This window comes from Streptomyces sp. NBC_01506, from assembly GCF_045040295.1.
Classification (GTDB): domain Bacteria; phylum Actinomycetota; class Actinomycetes; order Streptomycetales; family Streptomycetaceae; genus Streptomyces.
This window is the reverse complement of sequence record NZ_CP109422.1, coordinates 8,540,927-8,557,449: the sequence shown is the minus strand read 5'-3', so window position 1 is coordinate 8,557,449 and position 16,523 is coordinate 8,540,927. Positions and strand designations below refer to the sequence as shown.

Here is a 16,523-nt window from a genome sequence, read left to right as displayed (position 1 = left end):
CGGCCGACCTCGCGGTCACGGCCGCCGTACCGGGTGGGAATGCGGCACGGCGTGGCTCCACCGGCAACCGGTGGACCCACGCCGACGTGCGGTGTTCGGCAGTGCCTGGTCAGGCGCCGCGGCTCAGTGGCTGGGGCCACGCCGGCCGCCGCGTCCCATGTCGTCCTTTCCGGGGGCGTCGTACTCGACCCGCTCCTTACGGACGTCGGCCGACACTTCCTTCTGCTCGGTGACCTTCTCGGTCTCCAGGTGTACGCGCTCCACCGCGACGGGCTCCTTACGGATGACCGCCTCCTCGGCGTGCAGGATCACCTCGGTCTCGGCGTTGCCCATGGGAGCGCGGCCGATCGTGCGATCGCCCGGCTTGATGGGCTCGCGCACGACGCGGACCTCTTCGTGGGTGATGGGCACGGTGGTCGTGACGTTCTCGGTCACCACGACCTTCCGGAGCCGTGCCCGGCCGGACTCGTGCTCCTCGGTGCCCACCCGCAGCCGCTCCTCCGAGCGCACCATCTCCTCCTCGCCGCGACCGGGGGCGGGGGCGGGGGTTGTCTTGGCGGTGTCGGCCGGGGCGGTGGCGTCGGCCCGGCCCGCCGTGCCCTCCTTGGGGGCCGTATCGGTCGCGGGCTTCATGCCCGGCGAGCCACTGCGCCCGCTGGGGCGGGCGAGACCGTAGTGGTCGTACAGCTCCTGCTCCTGGGCGACGTCAAGGTGCTCGTCGGCGTCCATACGAGGAGCGTCCTTCACCAGTTCCTTGGGGTGCGGTATCAGGAGGCCGTTCTCGTCGCGGCGGGCGCCCGCGAGGGGCACGAAAGACTCCTTCATGCCAAACATGCCGGTCTTGACGGTCACCCACTCCGCGCGGCCGGTCTCGTTGTCGAGGTACGCCTGCTCCACACTGCCGATCTTTTCCCCGGCATCGTCGTAGGCGGTCAGACCCGTGAGTTCGCCCACGTGGTGGAAGACATCGTCGGCTGCCATCAGTGATCACTCCTTGGCGGCGAGCCGGCGGGGTCCGGTATCCCCGCACGTCTGCTGACTCGCGTTATCTCCATGCGGCACCTGCTGACGGCGGGTGGCAACAGGGGAAAACGCCCCCTTGAGCCGTCCGGGGGACAAAGGGGCTCCGCAAGCGCGCTGGTGGGCATCGAGTACTTCCGGGGTGGATTCAGCCATTCGGGTGACACCCCGTACGGAGCGCCCGATCATGCTCACGCGTTGTACGGGTACGACGACGGAAAGGAACTCCCCGATGGTGCCGACGCCCCGGTCAGCCGCCCGCCGCCGCCAGCCATACGGCGGTGTCGGGGCCGATCATGTCCCCCTGAAGGCTGCCACTGGCGAGCAGCACGGCGCCGGCGTCTTCCGGCAGCGGCAGGGGCCGCTCGGAGAGGTTGATCCGGCACTCGAACCGGCCCTTGCGGAAGGCCAGTTCGCCGTCGCGGGCGGGCAGCCAGCCGAACGACTCGTCGCCCCGGAAGCGGGTGCGTACGGACAGGGCCGTGCGGTACAGCTCCAGGAAGGAGTCCGGCTGCCCGGTCTGGACCTCCACCGCGTGTTCACCCCAGTTGTCCGGCTGCGGGAGCCAGCTCCCGCCGGGGCCGAATCCGTGACTGCCGCCGGAGCGGGTCCACGGGATCGGGATGCGGCAGCCGTCGCGGCCCTTGGTGGTGCGTCCGGTCCGCTCCCACATGGGGTCGCGCAAGGCGTCGAGGGGCAGGTCGGAGACTTCGGGAAGACCGAGCTCCTCGCCCTGGTAGAGGTACGCGCTGCCGGGCAGGGCGAGGGTCAGGAGCGCCGCGGCCCTGGCCCGCCGGTGGCCGAGCGCGTCGTCGGGCGCGGGATCGGTGCCGCCGCCGGACAGCCAGGCGCGGTAGTCGATGCCCTGCGGAAGGGCGTAGCGGGTGCGGTGGCGTACGACATCGTGGTTGGAGAGCACCCAGGTGGGCAGGGTGCCGACGGCGCGGGCGCCGGTGAGGGAGGTGTCGATGACCTTCCGGAACTCCTCGGCGTCCCAAGGGCAGCGCAGATGGAAGAAGTTGAACGCCTGGTGGAGTTCGTCGGGCCGGGTGTAGAGGGGCAGCCGGGCCGCGCTGACACCCGCCTCGGCGACGGTGATCCGGGGAGGCGCGTACGAGTCGATGATCTTGCGCCAGGTCCGGTATATGTCATGGACCTCGTCGCGGTCCCAGAAGGGGTGGTCCTCGCCTTCGGGCGGGGAGTTCAGGGAGGCGGAGTCGCGTCCGCCGGTGTCCCGCAGGGGCTCCACGAGGTCCTTGCGCAGGCCGTGGGCCACGTCGATACGGAAGCCGTCCGCCCCGAGGTCGAGCCAGAAGCGGAGGATTCCCTCGAAGTCGGCGAGGACGTCCGAATTCTCCCAGTTCAGATCGGGCTGCTCGGCGGAGAAGATGTGCATGTACCACTGACCGTCGGGCACCCGCGTCCAGGCGCCGCCGCCGAATTTGGACTTCCAGTCGGCGGGCGGCAGGCTGCCGTCCGGGCCCCGCCCCTCGCGGAAGATGAACCGGTCCCGCGCGGGTGAGCCGGGCGGTGACGCGAGTGCTTCCACGAACCAGGGGTGCTGGTCGGAGCAGTGGTTGGGCACGACGTCCACGATGATCTTGAGGCCCCGTCCGTGCGCGCTCCGTACGAGGCCGCGGAAGTCGTCCAGGGTGCCGTGGCGCGGGTCGACGCCCCGGTAGTCGGAGACGTCGTAGCCGGCGTCGGTCCACGGGGAGGGGTAGAAGGGGGTGAGCCACAGGGCGTCGACGCCGAGATCCGCGAGATGGTCGAGCCGGTCCGTGATCCCGCGCAGATCGCCTATCCCGTCACCGTCCGCGTCGGCGAAGCTCGGGACGTACACCTGGTAGACGACGGCCTCGCGCCACCAGTCCGGGGCGGGCCGTGACAGGTGGCCGTGGGGGGTGTCGAGGGTGTTCGGAATCACGGGTGCCTCTCGTGCTGATCTTCGGTCGGTGGTGCGGTGGTGCGGTGGCGCCTGGTGCGCAGGTGCCAGGCCCGGGTGCCTGGTGCCTGGTACGCGGGTGTTTCCTGTGTGTTTCCGCGACGCGTGGTGCGTCGCACGAGGGACACACTGTCATCGCCGGGCGCCGGACCGAAAGGTCACCCGTTCGATGGTTATGGAAGGGATGTCCGAGGGACCCCATGGAGCGCGCCGACGCCTCGCGTACCGCTACTCCATGAGGAAGACCCGCTCCATCGGGGTCCACCAGTCGCCGGGTCCCGCCTCGGGCACCGGCTCCTGGCAGGGGTCGGTGGTCTTCCACCACTCCTGTGTCGCCTCGTCGTCGGCCATCGCCGCCAGGTCGGCCGCCAAGTCGTCACCGTGATACTCGAAGTAGCTGAAAAGCCGGTCGCCCAGCAGATGGATCGAGTAGTTGGCGATGTGGCCGGCGCGCAACCGGGCCAGTACGGGCTCCGGGACCGCCCGGTGAAGCTCCCGGTACTCCGCCAGCTTCTCCGGCCGCACCTTGATCACCTGTGCGATGCGCTGCATCAGCCCTCCACCACGGTCCGCAGGGAATCCCTCGTCAGCGGAAACCTATGGGAACGGCCTTGCGGAGAGAAACCCGGTTCCGCGCGTCCCGTGGTCAGCCGGCCGCCGGGGTGGCGTCGGCGTCCGGCGCGGGCACGGCGGGCACGGCGGGCACGGCCACCTCGTCGCGTCCCGCGTACGTGTAGAAGACGGACTTGTTCTGCTTGGCGCGGTGGGCCTCGGACTTGGCGACGAGCAGTTCCAGCGCGTTACGTACGACATTGATGTTGGAGTTGCGCCCCGGGTGGTCCGCGGCCAGTTCGGCGGCGACCTCGGCGGCCGAGCGGGGCTCGGCGTGCGCGGCCAGCAGTGTGCCCACCAACTGGGCGAGGCTGGGCTGCTTCCCGGTGGCGCCGGCGGAACCGGAGGCCGCCCCTGCCGGCTTCGCGGGGGTCTTGGCGCCCTTCCGCGCCTTGCCGGAGGCGGCCTTGGCCGCTGCGCCGCCGGCGGTCTTGGCGGAGCCCTTCGAGGACTTCGAGTACTTCGAGGTCTTCGGCGCCTCGGCGGACCCGGCCGCCGATTTCGCGGCGCGGTTCGCGGTCCGCGCCCCGGGCACCTTCGCGCCGCGCGCGGCGTCGGCCCCGGCGCCGTCGGCGAACACCCGCTGCACACCGAGCAGCAGGGTGTGGTCGTGCTCCAGGGTCTCCAACTGGCCCTGGAGCGTGTCGATCTCGGCACGCAGCCGTTCCTGCTCCGCCGTGTTGCGCTCCAGGTCGGCGGCGACCTGGGTCTCGTACTGCGACTGGACGCTCGTGAACTCGCTGACGGTGCTGATGGTATGGGCGGACATGGACGGCTCGCTTCCTCTGCATGACGCCGGAATGGCATCCCCCGGTTGTCGCGATGGTACTTCCGTCCGGGTGTCCACCCTGAAACCGGCCATCGGGTAACACCTTGCTGAACCGCGCGTGGTTGCTGAATGGGCCGTGGGGGCAAGTGCACCTTGAGCGGCGATCCCGCCGCGATTGTCGAACGAGAGTGAGGGGCCGGGATGGGTGACATGTGGGTATTCGCTGTCGGATCGGGCCATGTGCCGGGTATGGACCTCACCGGTTACAGCGTCCATGCGACCGACGGAACGGTGGGAAGTGTGGACAGACAGTCCGACGGCTCACCGTTCGAACACCTGGTGGTGGACACCGGGATGTGGGTCTTCGGAAAGAGTCTCGTCATTCCCGCCGGGCTGGTGACGTCGATCGATCCGGCCGCGCGGGTCATCCAGGTCGCCTGTACGAAGTCGATTGTGAAGGGCGCACCGGTCTTCGAGCGCGATCACGACACCAGGGATCCGGCCTACCTCGGCGCCCTCAGCACTTACTACACCTCTTTGGCTACCACTTCCTGATATTCCGTCATGACGACGCACCAGCGCCCCGGCACACGGTGCCGGGGCGCTGACTGACAAGAAGTGTCCCTGGACGGAAGTCCCTGGACGTGGCGTCCTAGGCGGGGACGATGTTCTCCGCCTGGGGGCCCTTCTGGCCCTGCGTGACGTCGAACGTCACCTTCTGGCCCTCCTGGAGCTCGCGGAAGCCCTGGGTGGCGATGTTGGAGTAGTGGGCGAAGACGTCGGGGCCTCCACCGTCCTGCTCAATGAATCCGAAGCCTTTTTCCGAGTTGAACCACTTGACGGTACCGCTGGCCATGTGTCCTCCAAAGGACTCATAACGGTCCCCGCACCGTGCGGGAACCGGAGGTGATCGCCCTGGTCCTCAGAGACGTTGAACAGCCGAATCGCCCGCGACTGTGATCACGGGCGACAAAGTACTTCGGAACCACGACAGCTAAAGCTGACGCTACACGTCTCCTCGCTTCCAGACCACAGAAACGATCAAGCGTGACGTCCGACAACACCCGCACAGTGCAGTGACGGCGTTCCGCGAGCCGCGTTTTGTCCCCCGGGAGAGGGAAGCGTCCGCTAATGTCCCCTCCCTGTGCCGCGTGTCGGAACTGTCGGTAGGCTGACCCGTGATGTTCACCCCACAGGGCCCCACCCTTCGCGAACTGACCGTGCAGGCGCTCTCGTCCACCGAGCGCGGCTACGACCTGCTCGCCCCGAAGTTCGATCTGACCCCGTTCCGTACGCCGGACACGGTGCTGGACGCCGTCGCCGACGCCCTCGGGCCGCTCGGCCCCTTCCGCGCGGGTCTGGACATCTGCTGCGGCACCGGAGCCGGTGTGGACGTTCTGCGGGAGGTGTGCGTCGAGCGGGTCACCGGTGTCGACTTCAGCGCCGGCATGCTCGCCACCGCCAGGTCCGCCCTGCTGCCGAAGGGCGGGGCGGGCGGGGGCGGTTCGGGTGGACCCGTCGTCGATTTCGTACGGGCCGACGCGCGCGCCCTCCCCTTCCGCTCCGCTTTCGACGTGGCCGTGAGCTTCGGCGCGTTCGGGCACTTCCTGCCGTCCGAGCGGCCCGCGCTGTTCACCCGGGTACGTGAAGTCCTGCGGCCCGGCGGCGTTTTCGCCTTCCCGGTGCCCGCGCCGCCGCGCGTCGGCTCGCGGCTGTACTGGACGCTGTGGGGCTTCGACGCGGCGATGCGGGCGCGCAACGCCGTGTGGCGTCCGCCCTTCGTCATGTACTACCGCACCTTCCGGCCGGCCGACGTGGTGGACGAGTTGACCCGTACGGGCTTCGAGGTGGACCTCGTCGCGCTCGACGGTCTTGGGCGACTGCCGGACGGCGCTCCGCGCTGCCGCATGGTGGTCGCGCGCCGGCCGTGAGCCGTCAGGCCGCCGGTCCGGGCGCTCGCGTACGCCCCCGGACCCAGCCGAACATCACGACGGAGGCGAGCGCGGCGAAGGCGCACCAGGTCGAGACGAACTCCAGGCGCCAGATGACCGCGCAAATCACCGCACCGACGGCGACCAGCACACCGAGCAGCCGTACCGTCCGGTCTCCGGAGAGCAGCAGGGCTCCGACGGTGGCGAGGAGATAGCCGGCGACGACGATCTCGGGCTGCGGCAGGTGGACGGAGTATCCGATGGTGTGGCCGCGGATGTCGGCCGTCACGGTTCTGGTCGCGAGGTAGTACGACAGCGTGGCGGCGGTGGCGGCGCCGGAGACGACGGGCACGGCGAGCCGCCTGCGGGTCCCCGGCGGCGAGGCGGCCAGGACGGCCAGCGGGACCCAGAGGGCCAGCAGGGGCAGTGCGATGACGGCCCACGCCGTGGTGGCGGGCCCGGCGCCGCCGCCCGAGTCCCATACGACGGCCTCGATGATCTGATGGGTGCCCAGGAGCAGGGGCAGCGCGGCGAGCGGCAGATCGCGGACGCGGCGTACGCGTGCGACGCAGGCCACCCCGATCGCTCCGACACAGATACCGGCGGTGAGATCGGCGGTCGAGCTCCAGCACATCGTGTCATCCAGGGACGGAGAGGGACGGTGATGGTGTGATCACCGCACAACGGGTCCGATCGTACGGTTCCCACGTACGTCCGGGCGGATGACACGACCGGCCCGTCTGGAGGGCCGACGATGGTCCGTCGGCCCTCCGTGGTGCGCCACTCGATGTGGCGTGAAACAGGCGGACCTGACGGTCAACCGGTTCGCGTCACACTCGCTGCCAGAGCGCGGGGACGTTCGGGGGCTCCCAGCCGGGCTGGGCCTGGTGGGCCTGGAGGCAGCGGTAGGTCGCTCCGCCGTAGGTGACCTGGGCGCCCGCCGCGTAGACGGTGCCCGCCGCCCATGTCCCGCCGGGTTCGCCGGGTTCACCCGGGCCGGGTCCGGTGGTGGTCGTGAGCGTCAGGGCGTACGCCTGGAGCAGCGGGTTGACGGGCTGGTAGAAGGTCGTGCCGCCGGAGGAGCAGTTGCCGGAGCCGCCTGAGGTGACGCCCTGGGCCTGGCTGCCGGAGATGAACGAGCCGCCCGAGTCGCCCGGTTCGGCGCAGACGGTGGTGTGGGTGACCCCGGAGATGGTGCCTTCGGGGTAGGTGACGCTGGTGTTGTGCTGCTGGATGACACCGCAGTGCCAGCCGGTGGTGGAGCCCGAGCGGCAGACCGAGGCGCCCACCGGCGCCTGGGTGGAGCCGGTGACCTGGACGTTGGCGCCGCCCTGGCCCTTGACGTACGGGGTGGCGGTCCAGTTGCTGTTGGTGGCGACCCACGCGGTGTCACGGCCGGGGAAGGTGGAGGCCTGGAACGATCCCTGCGCGACCTGGTTGAAGCCGCTGGTGGTGGTGGAGGGTCGACCGCAGTGGCCGGCGGTGGCGAAGCCCTGCTGGGTCCCCTTGGTGACGGCGAAGCCGACGGAGCAGCGCCCGGAGCCGTTCATGTAGTACGCGTCGCCGCCCCGGATGTCGTAGAGCGGGCGGGGCCGGTCGGCCGAGGTCTCGACGCGGACGAGGTCGCGGTCGATCCCGGCGGCGGCCAGGAGGGCGTGTGCGGCGGCCGGCCGGACGGCCTGGACGACCAGGGTGTTGGTGCGGACGTCGACGTACCGGACGGGCGCGTCAACGGTCGTGGTGCGGGCGGCGGTTCGGGCGGCGGCCCGGTCCAGGGTCGTCATCGCCGCCTCCAGTGCGGCGAGCGTGTGCGGGACGACGGTGGCTGTCGCGCCCTTGGCCTCGATGGCGGGGATGTCGGCGGCGTCGGTGGTGGCGACGGTGAGCCGGGCGGATTCGGCACCCCGCACCCAGGCGCCCGCGTAGGCGCGGCCGAGTTCGAGGCGCAGGAGGCCGGCGGTGGCGCCCGCCCGCGCCTCGTTGGCCAGCCGGTGGCGGGCCTGCGCCTGGGTGAGGCCGAGGTCGCGCCGCATCGCCGTCAGCAGGGCGGGGGAGGTCTCGGCGGTGCCCAGGGGGTCGGCCGCGGTGCGGGAGGCGGCGGCCGGGTCGGTGGGCCGGGCGGACGCCGTGCCCGGCAGTCCGGCCAGCACGAGCGCGCCGATGGCGGCGAGGGCGGCACCCGCGCTCGCGGCACGTCTGTGAAGCGTGGCTCTGTGGAGCATCAAGAGTCTCCTGTGGTTTCGGTGAGGAAGGCACGCGGGGAGGTACCGAAACCGTAGGAGTGTCAACTGCCGTTCATAAGATGCCAGTTCTCCCTCTGCCTGGCGTTATGGAACACGCCCGGCGTTACGGAACACGGCCGGCGTTACGGAACACGGCCGGCGTTGTGCAGGCTGCCGGGGGGGCAGGGAGGCGAGGGGGCCGTGTCCGCCGTCCAGCCAGTCCGCGTAACTCTCACTGCGCGCCGCCGCCTGGGCATGGGCGGCGCGTGCCTGTTCGAAGACGGCGGGCGCGCTGTCGGCCGCCCGCGCCGCCGGGTGCCAGCCGAGGAGGTGCCGCCAGCTCAGTGGTGTGCCGGCCAGGGGTCGGGTGACCAGTCCGGCGGTGGTGGGGAAGGTGGCGCGGCAGAGGCCGACGGCGCGGCCGACCTGGACGAGATGGACGCAGGAGGCGGTGTCGGTCTCGTACACGCTCGTGGGGGTGAATCCGGCGCGGGCGCAGGCGGCGGTGAAGCAGTCGCTGAAGCAGCCGTCGCCCGGCACGTCGGTCCATGCCTCGTCGGCGAGTTCGGCGAGGCCGATCTCCTGGCGGCCGGCCAGTGGGTGGTCGGCGGCGAGCATCACGAAGACGGGGTCGCTCGCGATCTCGCGCCATTCCAGTCGCTCACCGGCGGGCGGCGGGCTCGCCCCGCAGCAGCCGATCAGGGCGTAGTCGATCCGCCCTTCGGCGACCGACGCGGCGATCTCGCGCTCCGACCAGGAGGTGTAGGTGGTGACGGGGACGCCTGGGTAGGCGGAGACGAGCCGGTCGACGAGCCCGCCGAGGAGCGGGCCGTGGGTGCCGCCGAGCCGGAAGCGGCGGGTCTCCTCCAGGGTGCGGGCGAACCGGACGGCGTCCTGCTGGAGTTCGCTCACGGCGGGCAGCACGATCCGGGCGCGGGCCAGGACGAGTTCGCCGAGCGCTGTCGTACGCACGCCGTGCCGTCCGCGGTCGAACAGCCGCCCGCCGAGCGCGGTCTCGATCCGCTTCAACTGGGCGCTGAGGGCGGGCTGGGCGAGGCCGAGGGCGGAGGCGGCCTTGGTGAGGCTGCCCGCGTCGGCTATGGCCCGGATCGTCTTGAGATGCCGCAACTCCAGCTCCATGAGGCGAGCTTGGCCGTCGACCGGTTCGAGGGCAAGAGTCCGGTCCAGACCAATAGCGCCGCACGGTGCGAAACGCACCGGGGCGTCAGGAGGACACCCGCCGCAGATGGATCGCCGTGCTGGCCCAGTCCCCCGCCGGCAGCCCCAGCGGCAGTCCGTACCGCATCAGGACCGTCGCGTGGTGCGACTCCCCGGTCGCGACATCCCGGTAGACCGCCGCCGGATCGAGGCCGGTGAGGTGGACGGGCCGCTCCGGCCGCCCCCGGCGCGGGGCGCGCTGCCAGGCGAGTACCAGCGCCTCCGCCCGGTCGGCCGACGTGTACTGCACGACGGTGGGCCCGTCGTCCCCGGGCGCCCGCAGCCGGTGCTGGACGCCGTGCTGGACCAGATGACGGACCTCGATGTACGCGTCCACGTACCGGGCGCCCTCGGCGATCTCCTCGTCCGACCAGCGGGTGAGGTCACCGCCCACGGCGAGCACCCCGGCCGTCGCGACATGGAAGCGGAACGCCAACGGCACGGTGCGTGAGGTGAGTTCGTTGGGTACGTCGGTGACCCAGGCGGCCATGGTCGACGCCGGGTAGAGCTGGCTGTAGCCGTGCTGGATGGCGACGCGGTCGGCCGCGTCGGTGTTGTCGGACGGCCACGCCTGGTCGGTACGGGACAGGATGCCGAGGTCCACGCGTCCGCCACCGCCGCCGCACGCCTCGATACGCAGATGGGGGTGGTCCGCGCGCAGTCGGTCGATGACGCGGTAGAGGTTGTGCACGTAACGGCTCCACAGCCGGTCGTCCCCTTCGGGTCCGGCCGGGCCGGCCTCGCTGAACGGCCGGTTCATGTCCCACTTGAGGAAGTCGATGCCGTTGTCGGCGACCAGCGCGGTGAGCCACGCGTACGCCCAGTCGGCGACGTCGTCCCGGGCGAAGTTGAGCACGAGCTGGTTGCGCAGCTCGGTGCGCGTACGGTGCGGGAAGTGCAGGATCCAGTCGGGATGGGCGCGGTAGAGGTCGCTGTCGGCGTTGACCATCTCCGGTTCGACCCACAGGCCGAAGCGCATGCCGAGGCGGTGCACCTCGTCGGCCAGTGGCCCGAGTCCGTCGGGGAACCGGTCGGGTGACGGTGTCCAGTCGCCGAGTCCGGCCCGGTCGGCGCGCCGGGCGCCGAACCAGCCGTCGTCCATGACGTACAGCTCGGCGCCCAGTTGGGCGGCGCGCGCGGCGAGGGCCATCTGGCGCTTCTCGTCGTGGTCGAAGCCGGTGGCTTCCCAGGAGTTGTACAGCACGGGGCGTATCTCGTCGGGGTGCGGCAGGACGTGCGCGCGCGTGTACGCGTGCCAGGCGCGGCTCGCCGCGCCGAAGCCGCCTTCGGTGTGCAGCCCGGCGAAGCGCGGCGTGGTGTGTGTCTCCCCGGGGCCCAGACGCAGGGTGCTCTGGTCGTGTCCCGCGCCGCCGGTGAAACCGGCCCGGCCGTCGGACGCGGTGCGCTGGGCGGTGATGCGCCAACTGCCGCTCCAGGCGAGCGCGGCGCTCCACACCTGGCCGTGGTCCTCGCTCGCGCTGCCGTCGTCCAGCATGACCCACGGGTTGAGATGGTGGCTGGGTATACCGCGCCTGCTGGTCAGGACGGTCTCGCCGAACGGCAGTGTCTGGCGCCCCAGTTGGGTCTCGGCCGCCCACTGTCCCGTGACATGGCTGAGCCGGTAGTCGGCGCGCGGCGGCAGGGTCCAGGCCGCCGAGTCGGCGCGCAGCAGGACGATGTCGTCGGTGCCGGTGTTGCGCAGGGTCGTCCAGCGTTCGATCACGTCGCTGTCGTGGTGCACGCGGTAGTGCAGGACGATGCCGAGCGGGTAGTGCCGGTCGCGGAACACGAGGTCCAACTCGCCTGCCCCGCCGGGGGTTTCGCGGATGTCGTGGGCGACGGGCGCCCATTCGACGGCGCGGGTGCCGTCGGCGAAGCGGACCTGGAGCGAGGGGACGCCGTAGCGGGCGCCGCCGTCGACGGGCAGCTCCTCGCCGACCGGGGGCCGGCCCTCGAAGCTGTTGGCCTCGCGGTCGACCGGGTGCGGCCGGGCCGCGATCTCCCGTGCCTCGTCCAGGGTCAGCCTGCCGCCCCAGGCCACATGGCAGGGCGCTCCACTGCTGTCGGTGCGCACCGCGTAGGAGGTGCGCGGGGTGTTGAGCAACCACAGGGCGGCGTCCGGGGCGTAGGAGATCTGGGGCATGGAGATCCTTACGTTCGGGGGCAGCACTGTGACGGCAGGTAGCCAACTCATCCTTTGATCCATTGTCAAGTGCCCTGCCGTAACCAACTTTCTCCTTGAATGGGGATGATCAACTTCTATTTCGCAGGACTCCTGCTTTTTTTATTGACAGAGGAAATTAACTCACCTACGTTTCCGGCCATGTCAACGACCGACCAGGTGGAGGCGTTTCCGGCGGCCACCCCCGCCGCCTCCTTGGTCTTCACCACCGTGCTCTCCCAGGGCCCGCTCTCCCGTGTGGAGCTCTCCCGCCGCACCGGCCTCTCGTCGGCCGCCGTGACGAAGGCCGTACGCCCGCTGATGGCGGCCGGCTACTTCGTCGAGGCCGCGGACGACAGTGCCCCGCCCGCGGTCGGACGGCCCGCCAACCCCGTACGGGTGGACGGCGGCAGGGCCCTGTTCATCGGTGTGAAGGTGACGGCCGACGAGGTGATCGCGGTCCTGGCGGACCTGTGCTGCCGGATCCGGCTGGCCCGCCACGTACCGCTCACCGACCGTGAGCCGGCGGCCGTGATCGCCGTGATCGCGGAGTTGACGGCGGAGTTGAGGACGGAGGCCGAAGGGTTCGGCGTCCAGGTGCAGGGCCTCGCGGTCGCCGTGTCCGGCGATGTGGACCGGGCGGCGGGAGTCGTGCGCTACTCGCCGTTCCTCGACTGGCGCGACATCGCCCTCGCCCAACTCACCATGGCGGCAACCGGGTTGCCCACCACCGTGGACAACGACGTACGGGCGCTGACGGTCGCCGAGCAGTGGTTCGGCGCCGGGGTGGGCCTCTCCGATTTCGCCCTGGTCACCGTCGGCGCCGGTATCGGCTGCGGACTGGTGGTCAACGGGCGGGTGGTCTCCGGGGCGCACGGTGTGGCCGGTGAGATCGGGCATCTGCCCATCGACCCGCGAGGACCGCTGTGCCACTGCGGCAACCACGGCTGTGTCGAGGCCATCGCCTCGGACTCGGCCATCGTGCGCCGTATCCGGCGCGACACCGGCGAGCCGCTGGCCGGCCCCGCGCAGGCGCTCGAACTGGCGCACGGCGGAAGCCCGGTGGCCCGCGCGGCGTACGCGGACGCGGGCGCGGCGATCGGCCGGGCGATCGGCACGGTGGTCAATCTGCTCGGCCCCGGGCGCGTGATCATCTCGGGCGAAGGACTCGCGGCGTACGACCTGTTCGCCGCCCAGATCAAGGAAGCGTTCTCCGCGACCGCTTTCAGCACGGCCGATCAGTGCGACGTGATCACGCGTCCGCTGCCGTTCGAGGAGTGGGCGCGCGGGGCCGCGGCCACCGCGATCCAGACCTTCATCGGATCCGACACCTTCCAGGAGAAGCGATGACGCAGCAGAGCCGCATACCCGTCACCGGTGGTCCGAGACGACGCAGCGTCGTCAACGGCCTGATGGGAGTGGGAGCCGCCGCCCTCGCCGGGCCCGCCCTGGCGGCCTGCGGCGGCGGACCGCCCGCCGCCGACCCGAAGACCGTGACGTTCGGATCCAACGGCGCCGACGCCACCCCCAAGAAGGCGTACGCGGCGGTGACCAAGGCCTTCACCGAGGACACCGACCTGAAGGTCAAGACCAACACGGTCGACCACGACACGTTCCAGAAGAGCATCTCCAGCTATCTCCAGGGCACCCCGGACGACACGTTCACCTGGTTCGCCGGCTACCGCATGCGGTATTTCGCTCAGAAGAAGCTGGCCAGTCCCATCGACGAGGTGTGGGAGACCATCGGCTCCGGATTCAGCGAGGCCGCCAAGCAGTTGTCCAAGGGCAGCGACGGCAAGTACTACTTCGTCCCGCTGTACAACTACCCGTGGGCCGTCTTCTACCGCAAGAGTGTCTTCAAGGAGCGCGGTTACACGGCGCCGACGACCTGGGCGCAGTTCGTCGCGCTGGCCAAGAAGATGAAGAAGGACGGGCTCTCACCGATCGCCTCCGGCTACGGCGGCGGCGACAGTTGGTCCATCCTCGGCGCCTTCGACTATCTGAACCTGCGTGCCAACGGCTACGACTTCCACATGGAGCTGATGGGCGGCGAGGTCGCGTGGAGCGACCGGCGTATGACCACCGTCCTGGACCTGTGGCGCGAACTCGCCCCGTACTACCAGTCGGGCGCCGGCGGGCGCTCGTGGCAGGACGCGGCGCAGTCGCTGTTCGACAAGAAGTCCGGCATGGCCGTCATCGGGCTGTTCCTCGGCCAGCAGATCACCGACCAGGCGCTGCGCGAGGACATCGACTTCTTCCCGTTCCCCGAGATCGACCCGGCGCACGGTATGGACAGCGTCGAGGCGCCGACCGACGGATTCATGCTCAGCCGTAAGCCCAAGAACGCCGAAGGCGCCCGGAAGTTCTTGGAGTTCCTGGGCAGCCCGGAGGCGGAGAGCGTCTACATGGGCGTCGACCCGAGCAATGTCGCCGTCCACAGCAAGGCCGACACCAGTACGTACAACGCGCTGCAGAAGAAGTCGGCCGAACTGATCGGCGCCGCGAAGCACATCACCCAGTTCGGCGACCGCGACAGCGATCCCGGGTTCATCTCCACCGTCGTACTGCCCGGTCTGACGCAGTGGCTCGGCCACCCGGACGACGGCGCGGCCACGCTGAAGAAGATCGAGTCCCAGCGCTCGCGGTTCTTCTCCGGCTGAGACCGTCCGGACTTCTCAGACGCCCGAGCCGCCACCCCGTCGACCCGCCCGAGGGACGCCCACCCCCATGACTTCCACACTCAAAGCACCGGAGGAACCGCGCACGCCGGCCGCGCGCGACGTGCCGGCGCGCCGGCGCAGACCGCGCCGGCTCGGCGTGCGCGACCGGCTGTTCCTCGGCGTCATCGTCGGCGTGCCACTGCTGGCCCTGCTGGTCTTCGTCTGGCTGCCCGCGCTCGCCTCGTTCGCGCTCTCCTTCACCAGTTGGGACGGCCTCTCGCTGTCCGGCATCGACTGGATCGGCTGGGACAACTACCGGGAGATCTTCACCAATTACCCGCCGTTCTGGCCGGCCGTCCAGCACAACGTCATCTGGCTGCTGTTCACCGCGCTGCTGCCGACGCCGTTCGGTATCTTCCTCGCGTACCAGCTCGACCGGAAGATCCGCTTCACCCGGATCTACCAGACCGCGATCTTCCTGCCCATGGTGCTGTCCCTCGCGGTCGTCGGACTGATCTGGGAGATCATCTACAACCCGGACAACGGTCTGCTCAACGGCATCATCGGGGCCGCCTCGCCCGGTACCCACATCGACTGGCTCGGCGATCCCGACCTCAATCTGTGGGCCGTGCTCGTCGCGTCCGCGTGGCGGCACACCGGCTACATCATGATCCTGTATCTGGCCGGGCTCAAAGGCTTCGACCCCGCGCTCAAGGAAGCCGCCGCACTCGACGGCGCCAACGGCCGGCAGACGTTCCTGCGCGTGGTCTTCCCGGCGCTGAAGCCGGTCAACATCGTCATCCTCGTCGTCACGGCCATGGAGTCGCTGCGCGCCTTCGACATCGTGTACGTCCTCGGCGGCGGCATCGGCAGCAAGCCCGGCATGGAACTGCTCTCGCTGCTGATCACCGACAACATCGTCGGCGAGACCAGCCATATCGGCTACGGCTCGGCGATCGCGGTGATCATGCTGCTGGTCTCGCTGACCGCGATCTGCACCTTCCTCGTACAGAACTTCCGCAAGGACAAGGAGGAGGCGTGACCGCGACAGCCACACCTCCGGCCGCCCCGCCACGGGCACCGGGCGCCACACCTCCCACCAAGCCGTCACGCCCGCGCCGCCAGATCGGCCGGCATCTGTTCCTCGCCGGTATCTCGCTGCTCTGGCTGGTCCCGCTGCTGTGGGCGATGTACACCTCGCTGCGGCCGTACGAGGACACCGCGAAGAACGGCTATCTGTCCTGGCCCAGCGGGCTGAGCCTGGACAACTTCACCGACGCCTGGGCGCAGTCGGGTCTCGCGCACTTCTTCTGGAACTCGGTGCTCGTCACCGTGCCCGCCGTGCTCGGCACTCTTTTCTTCTCCGCCGCCGTCGCCTTCTACGTCTCGCGCTTCGACTTCCGCTGGAACATCGCGCTGCTGATGCTGTTCACCGCGGGCAATCTGCTCCCCGCCCAGGTGCTCATCACCCCGCTGTACCGGCTGTATCTCCAGTGGAACCTGCCCGGTTGGATGAGCGATTCCTATCTGCTCTACAACTCCTACTGGGGCATCATCGTCATCCATATCGCCTACCAGTGCGGCTTCTGCACCTTCGTGCTGAGCAACTACATGAAGACGATCCCCAAGGAGATCACCGAGGCCGCGCTCGTGGACGGCGCGCCCGTGTGGCGGCAGTTCTTCCAGATCGTGCTGCCGCTGTGCCGGCCCGCGTTCGCCGCGCTCGCGACGCTGGAGTCGATCTGGATCTACAACGACTTCTTCTGGCCGCTCGTGCTGATCGAGACCGGCGACAAGCGTCCCGTCACCTCCGCGCTCGCCAGCCTGGAGGGGCAGTACTTCACCAATCCCAACCTCATCGCGGCCGGTGCGCTGATGACCGCGATTCCCACGCTGATCGTGTACTTCGCGCTCCAGCGCCAGTTCATCAGCGGACTGACGATCGGCGCCGGCAAGTAGCCCGTAACTGACCCGTACCACCCCGC

General features: G+C 70.1%; 15 protein-coding genes. 6 read left to right on the top strand and 9 right to left on the bottom strand.

The genetic code is table 11. From position 1 onward, the window contains the following. Positions 1-123: 123 nt before the first annotated feature. The 4 genes from OG329_RS38430 to OG329_RS38415 form a co-directional block, all read right to left on the bottom strand. The gene (locus tag OG329_RS38430) at positions 124-981 is read right to left on the bottom strand and encodes a DUF2382 domain-containing protein (RefSeq protein WP_405801445.1); all 858 of its coding nucleotides are present in this window, start codon (positions 979-981) and stop codon (positions 124-126) included. A gap of 289 nt (positions 982-1,270) precedes the next feature. Next, positions 1,271-2,947, bottom strand: coding sequence for a glycoside hydrolase family 13 protein (locus OG329_RS38425; RefSeq protein WP_405801444.1), 1,677 nt, complete (start codon positions 2,945-2,947; stop codon positions 1,271-1,273). 246 nt (positions 2,948-3,193) lie between these two features. Continuing rightward, positions 3,194-3,517, bottom strand: coding sequence for an L-rhamnose mutarotase (locus OG329_RS38420; RefSeq protein WP_405801443.1), 324 nt, complete (start codon positions 3,515-3,517; stop codon positions 3,194-3,196). Between the two features lie 94 nt (positions 3,518-3,611). Then, positions 3,612-4,346, bottom strand: a complete 735-nt coding sequence (locus OG329_RS38415; protein ID WP_405801442.1) for a hypothetical protein — start codon at positions 4,344-4,346, stop codon at positions 3,612-3,614. Positions 4,347-4,646: 300 nt separating this feature from the next. On the opposite strand from OG329_RS38415, the gene OG329_RS38410 reads away from it, so the two are divergent. After that, positions 4,647-4,901: a PRC-barrel domain containing protein gene (locus tag OG329_RS38410; RefSeq protein WP_405801440.1), complete on the top strand. Its 255-nt coding sequence runs from the start codon at positions 4,647-4,649 to the stop codon at positions 4,899-4,901. A gap of 97 nt (positions 4,902-4,998) precedes the next feature. On the opposite strand, the gene OG329_RS38405 is transcribed toward OG329_RS38410, so the two are convergent. After that, the gene (locus tag OG329_RS38405) at positions 4,999-5,202 is read right to left on the bottom strand and encodes a cold-shock protein (RefSeq protein WP_107014974.1); all 204 of its coding nucleotides are present in this window, start codon (positions 5,200-5,202) and stop codon (positions 4,999-5,001) included. A gap of 325 nt (positions 5,203-5,527) precedes the next feature. On the opposite strand from OG329_RS38405, the gene OG329_RS38400 reads away from it, so the two are divergent. After that, positions 5,528-6,277 carry a class I SAM-dependent methyltransferase gene (locus OG329_RS38400; RefSeq protein WP_405801439.1) on the top strand — a complete coding sequence of 250 codons (750 nt, stop codon included), beginning with the start codon at positions 5,528-5,530 and terminating at the stop codon, positions 6,275-6,277. A gap of 4 nt (positions 6,278-6,281) precedes the next feature. Here OG329_RS38400 and OG329_RS38395 read toward each other — a convergent pair whose 3' ends face one another. From OG329_RS38395 to OG329_RS38380, 4 genes are all read right to left on the bottom strand, one after another. Beyond that, positions 6,282-6,911, bottom strand: a complete 630-nt coding sequence (locus tag OG329_RS38395) for a DUF6629 family protein (RefSeq protein WP_405801438.1) — start codon at positions 6,909-6,911, stop codon at positions 6,282-6,284. A gap of 196 nt (positions 6,912-7,107) precedes the next feature. Then, the gene (locus OG329_RS38390; protein WP_405801436.1) at positions 7,108-8,499 is read right to left on the bottom strand and encodes a carbohydrate-binding protein; all 1,392 of its coding nucleotides are present in this window, start codon (positions 8,497-8,499) and stop codon (positions 7,108-7,110) included. A 105-nt stretch (positions 8,500-8,604) separates the two neighbouring features. Then, positions 8,605-9,639, bottom strand: a complete 1,035-nt coding sequence (locus tag OG329_RS38385) for a LysR family transcriptional regulator (RefSeq protein WP_405801434.1) — start codon at positions 9,637-9,639, stop codon at positions 8,605-8,607. 85 nt (positions 9,640-9,724) lie between these two features. Then, positions 9,725-11,860, bottom strand: coding sequence for an alpha-galactosidase (locus OG329_RS38380; protein ID WP_405801432.1), 2,136 nt, complete (start codon positions 11,858-11,860; stop codon positions 9,725-9,727). 180 nt (positions 11,861-12,040) lie between these two features. On the opposite strand from OG329_RS38380, the gene OG329_RS38375 reads away from it, so the two are divergent. The 4 genes from OG329_RS38375 (at position 12,041) to OG329_RS38360 (ending at position 16,497) form a co-directional block, all read left to right on the top strand. Beyond that, positions 12,041-13,228: an ROK family protein gene (locus OG329_RS38375; protein ID WP_405801430.1), complete on the top strand. Its 1,188-nt coding sequence runs from the start codon at positions 12,041-12,043 to the stop codon at positions 13,226-13,228. After that, the gene (locus tag OG329_RS38370) at positions 13,225-14,538 is read left to right on the top strand and encodes an ABC transporter substrate-binding protein (protein ID WP_405801429.1); all 1,314 of its coding nucleotides are present in this window, start codon (positions 13,225-13,227) and stop codon (positions 14,536-14,538) included. The genes OG329_RS38375 and OG329_RS38370 overlap by 4 nt, the downstream gene beginning before the upstream one ends. 67 nt (positions 14,539-14,605) lie before the next feature. Continuing rightward, on the top strand, positions 14,606-15,580 hold the full coding sequence (locus OG329_RS38365; protein WP_405801427.1) for a carbohydrate ABC transporter permease: 975 nt from the start codon (positions 14,606-14,608) through the stop codon (positions 15,578-15,580). After that, complete coding sequence (locus tag OG329_RS38360; RefSeq protein WP_405801426.1) at positions 15,577-16,497, top strand: carbohydrate ABC transporter permease; 921 nt, start codon at positions 15,577-15,579, stop codon at positions 16,495-16,497. The genes OG329_RS38365 and OG329_RS38360 overlap by 4 nt, the downstream gene beginning before the upstream one ends. The last annotated feature ends 26 nt before the right edge of the window (positions 16,498-16,523 follow it).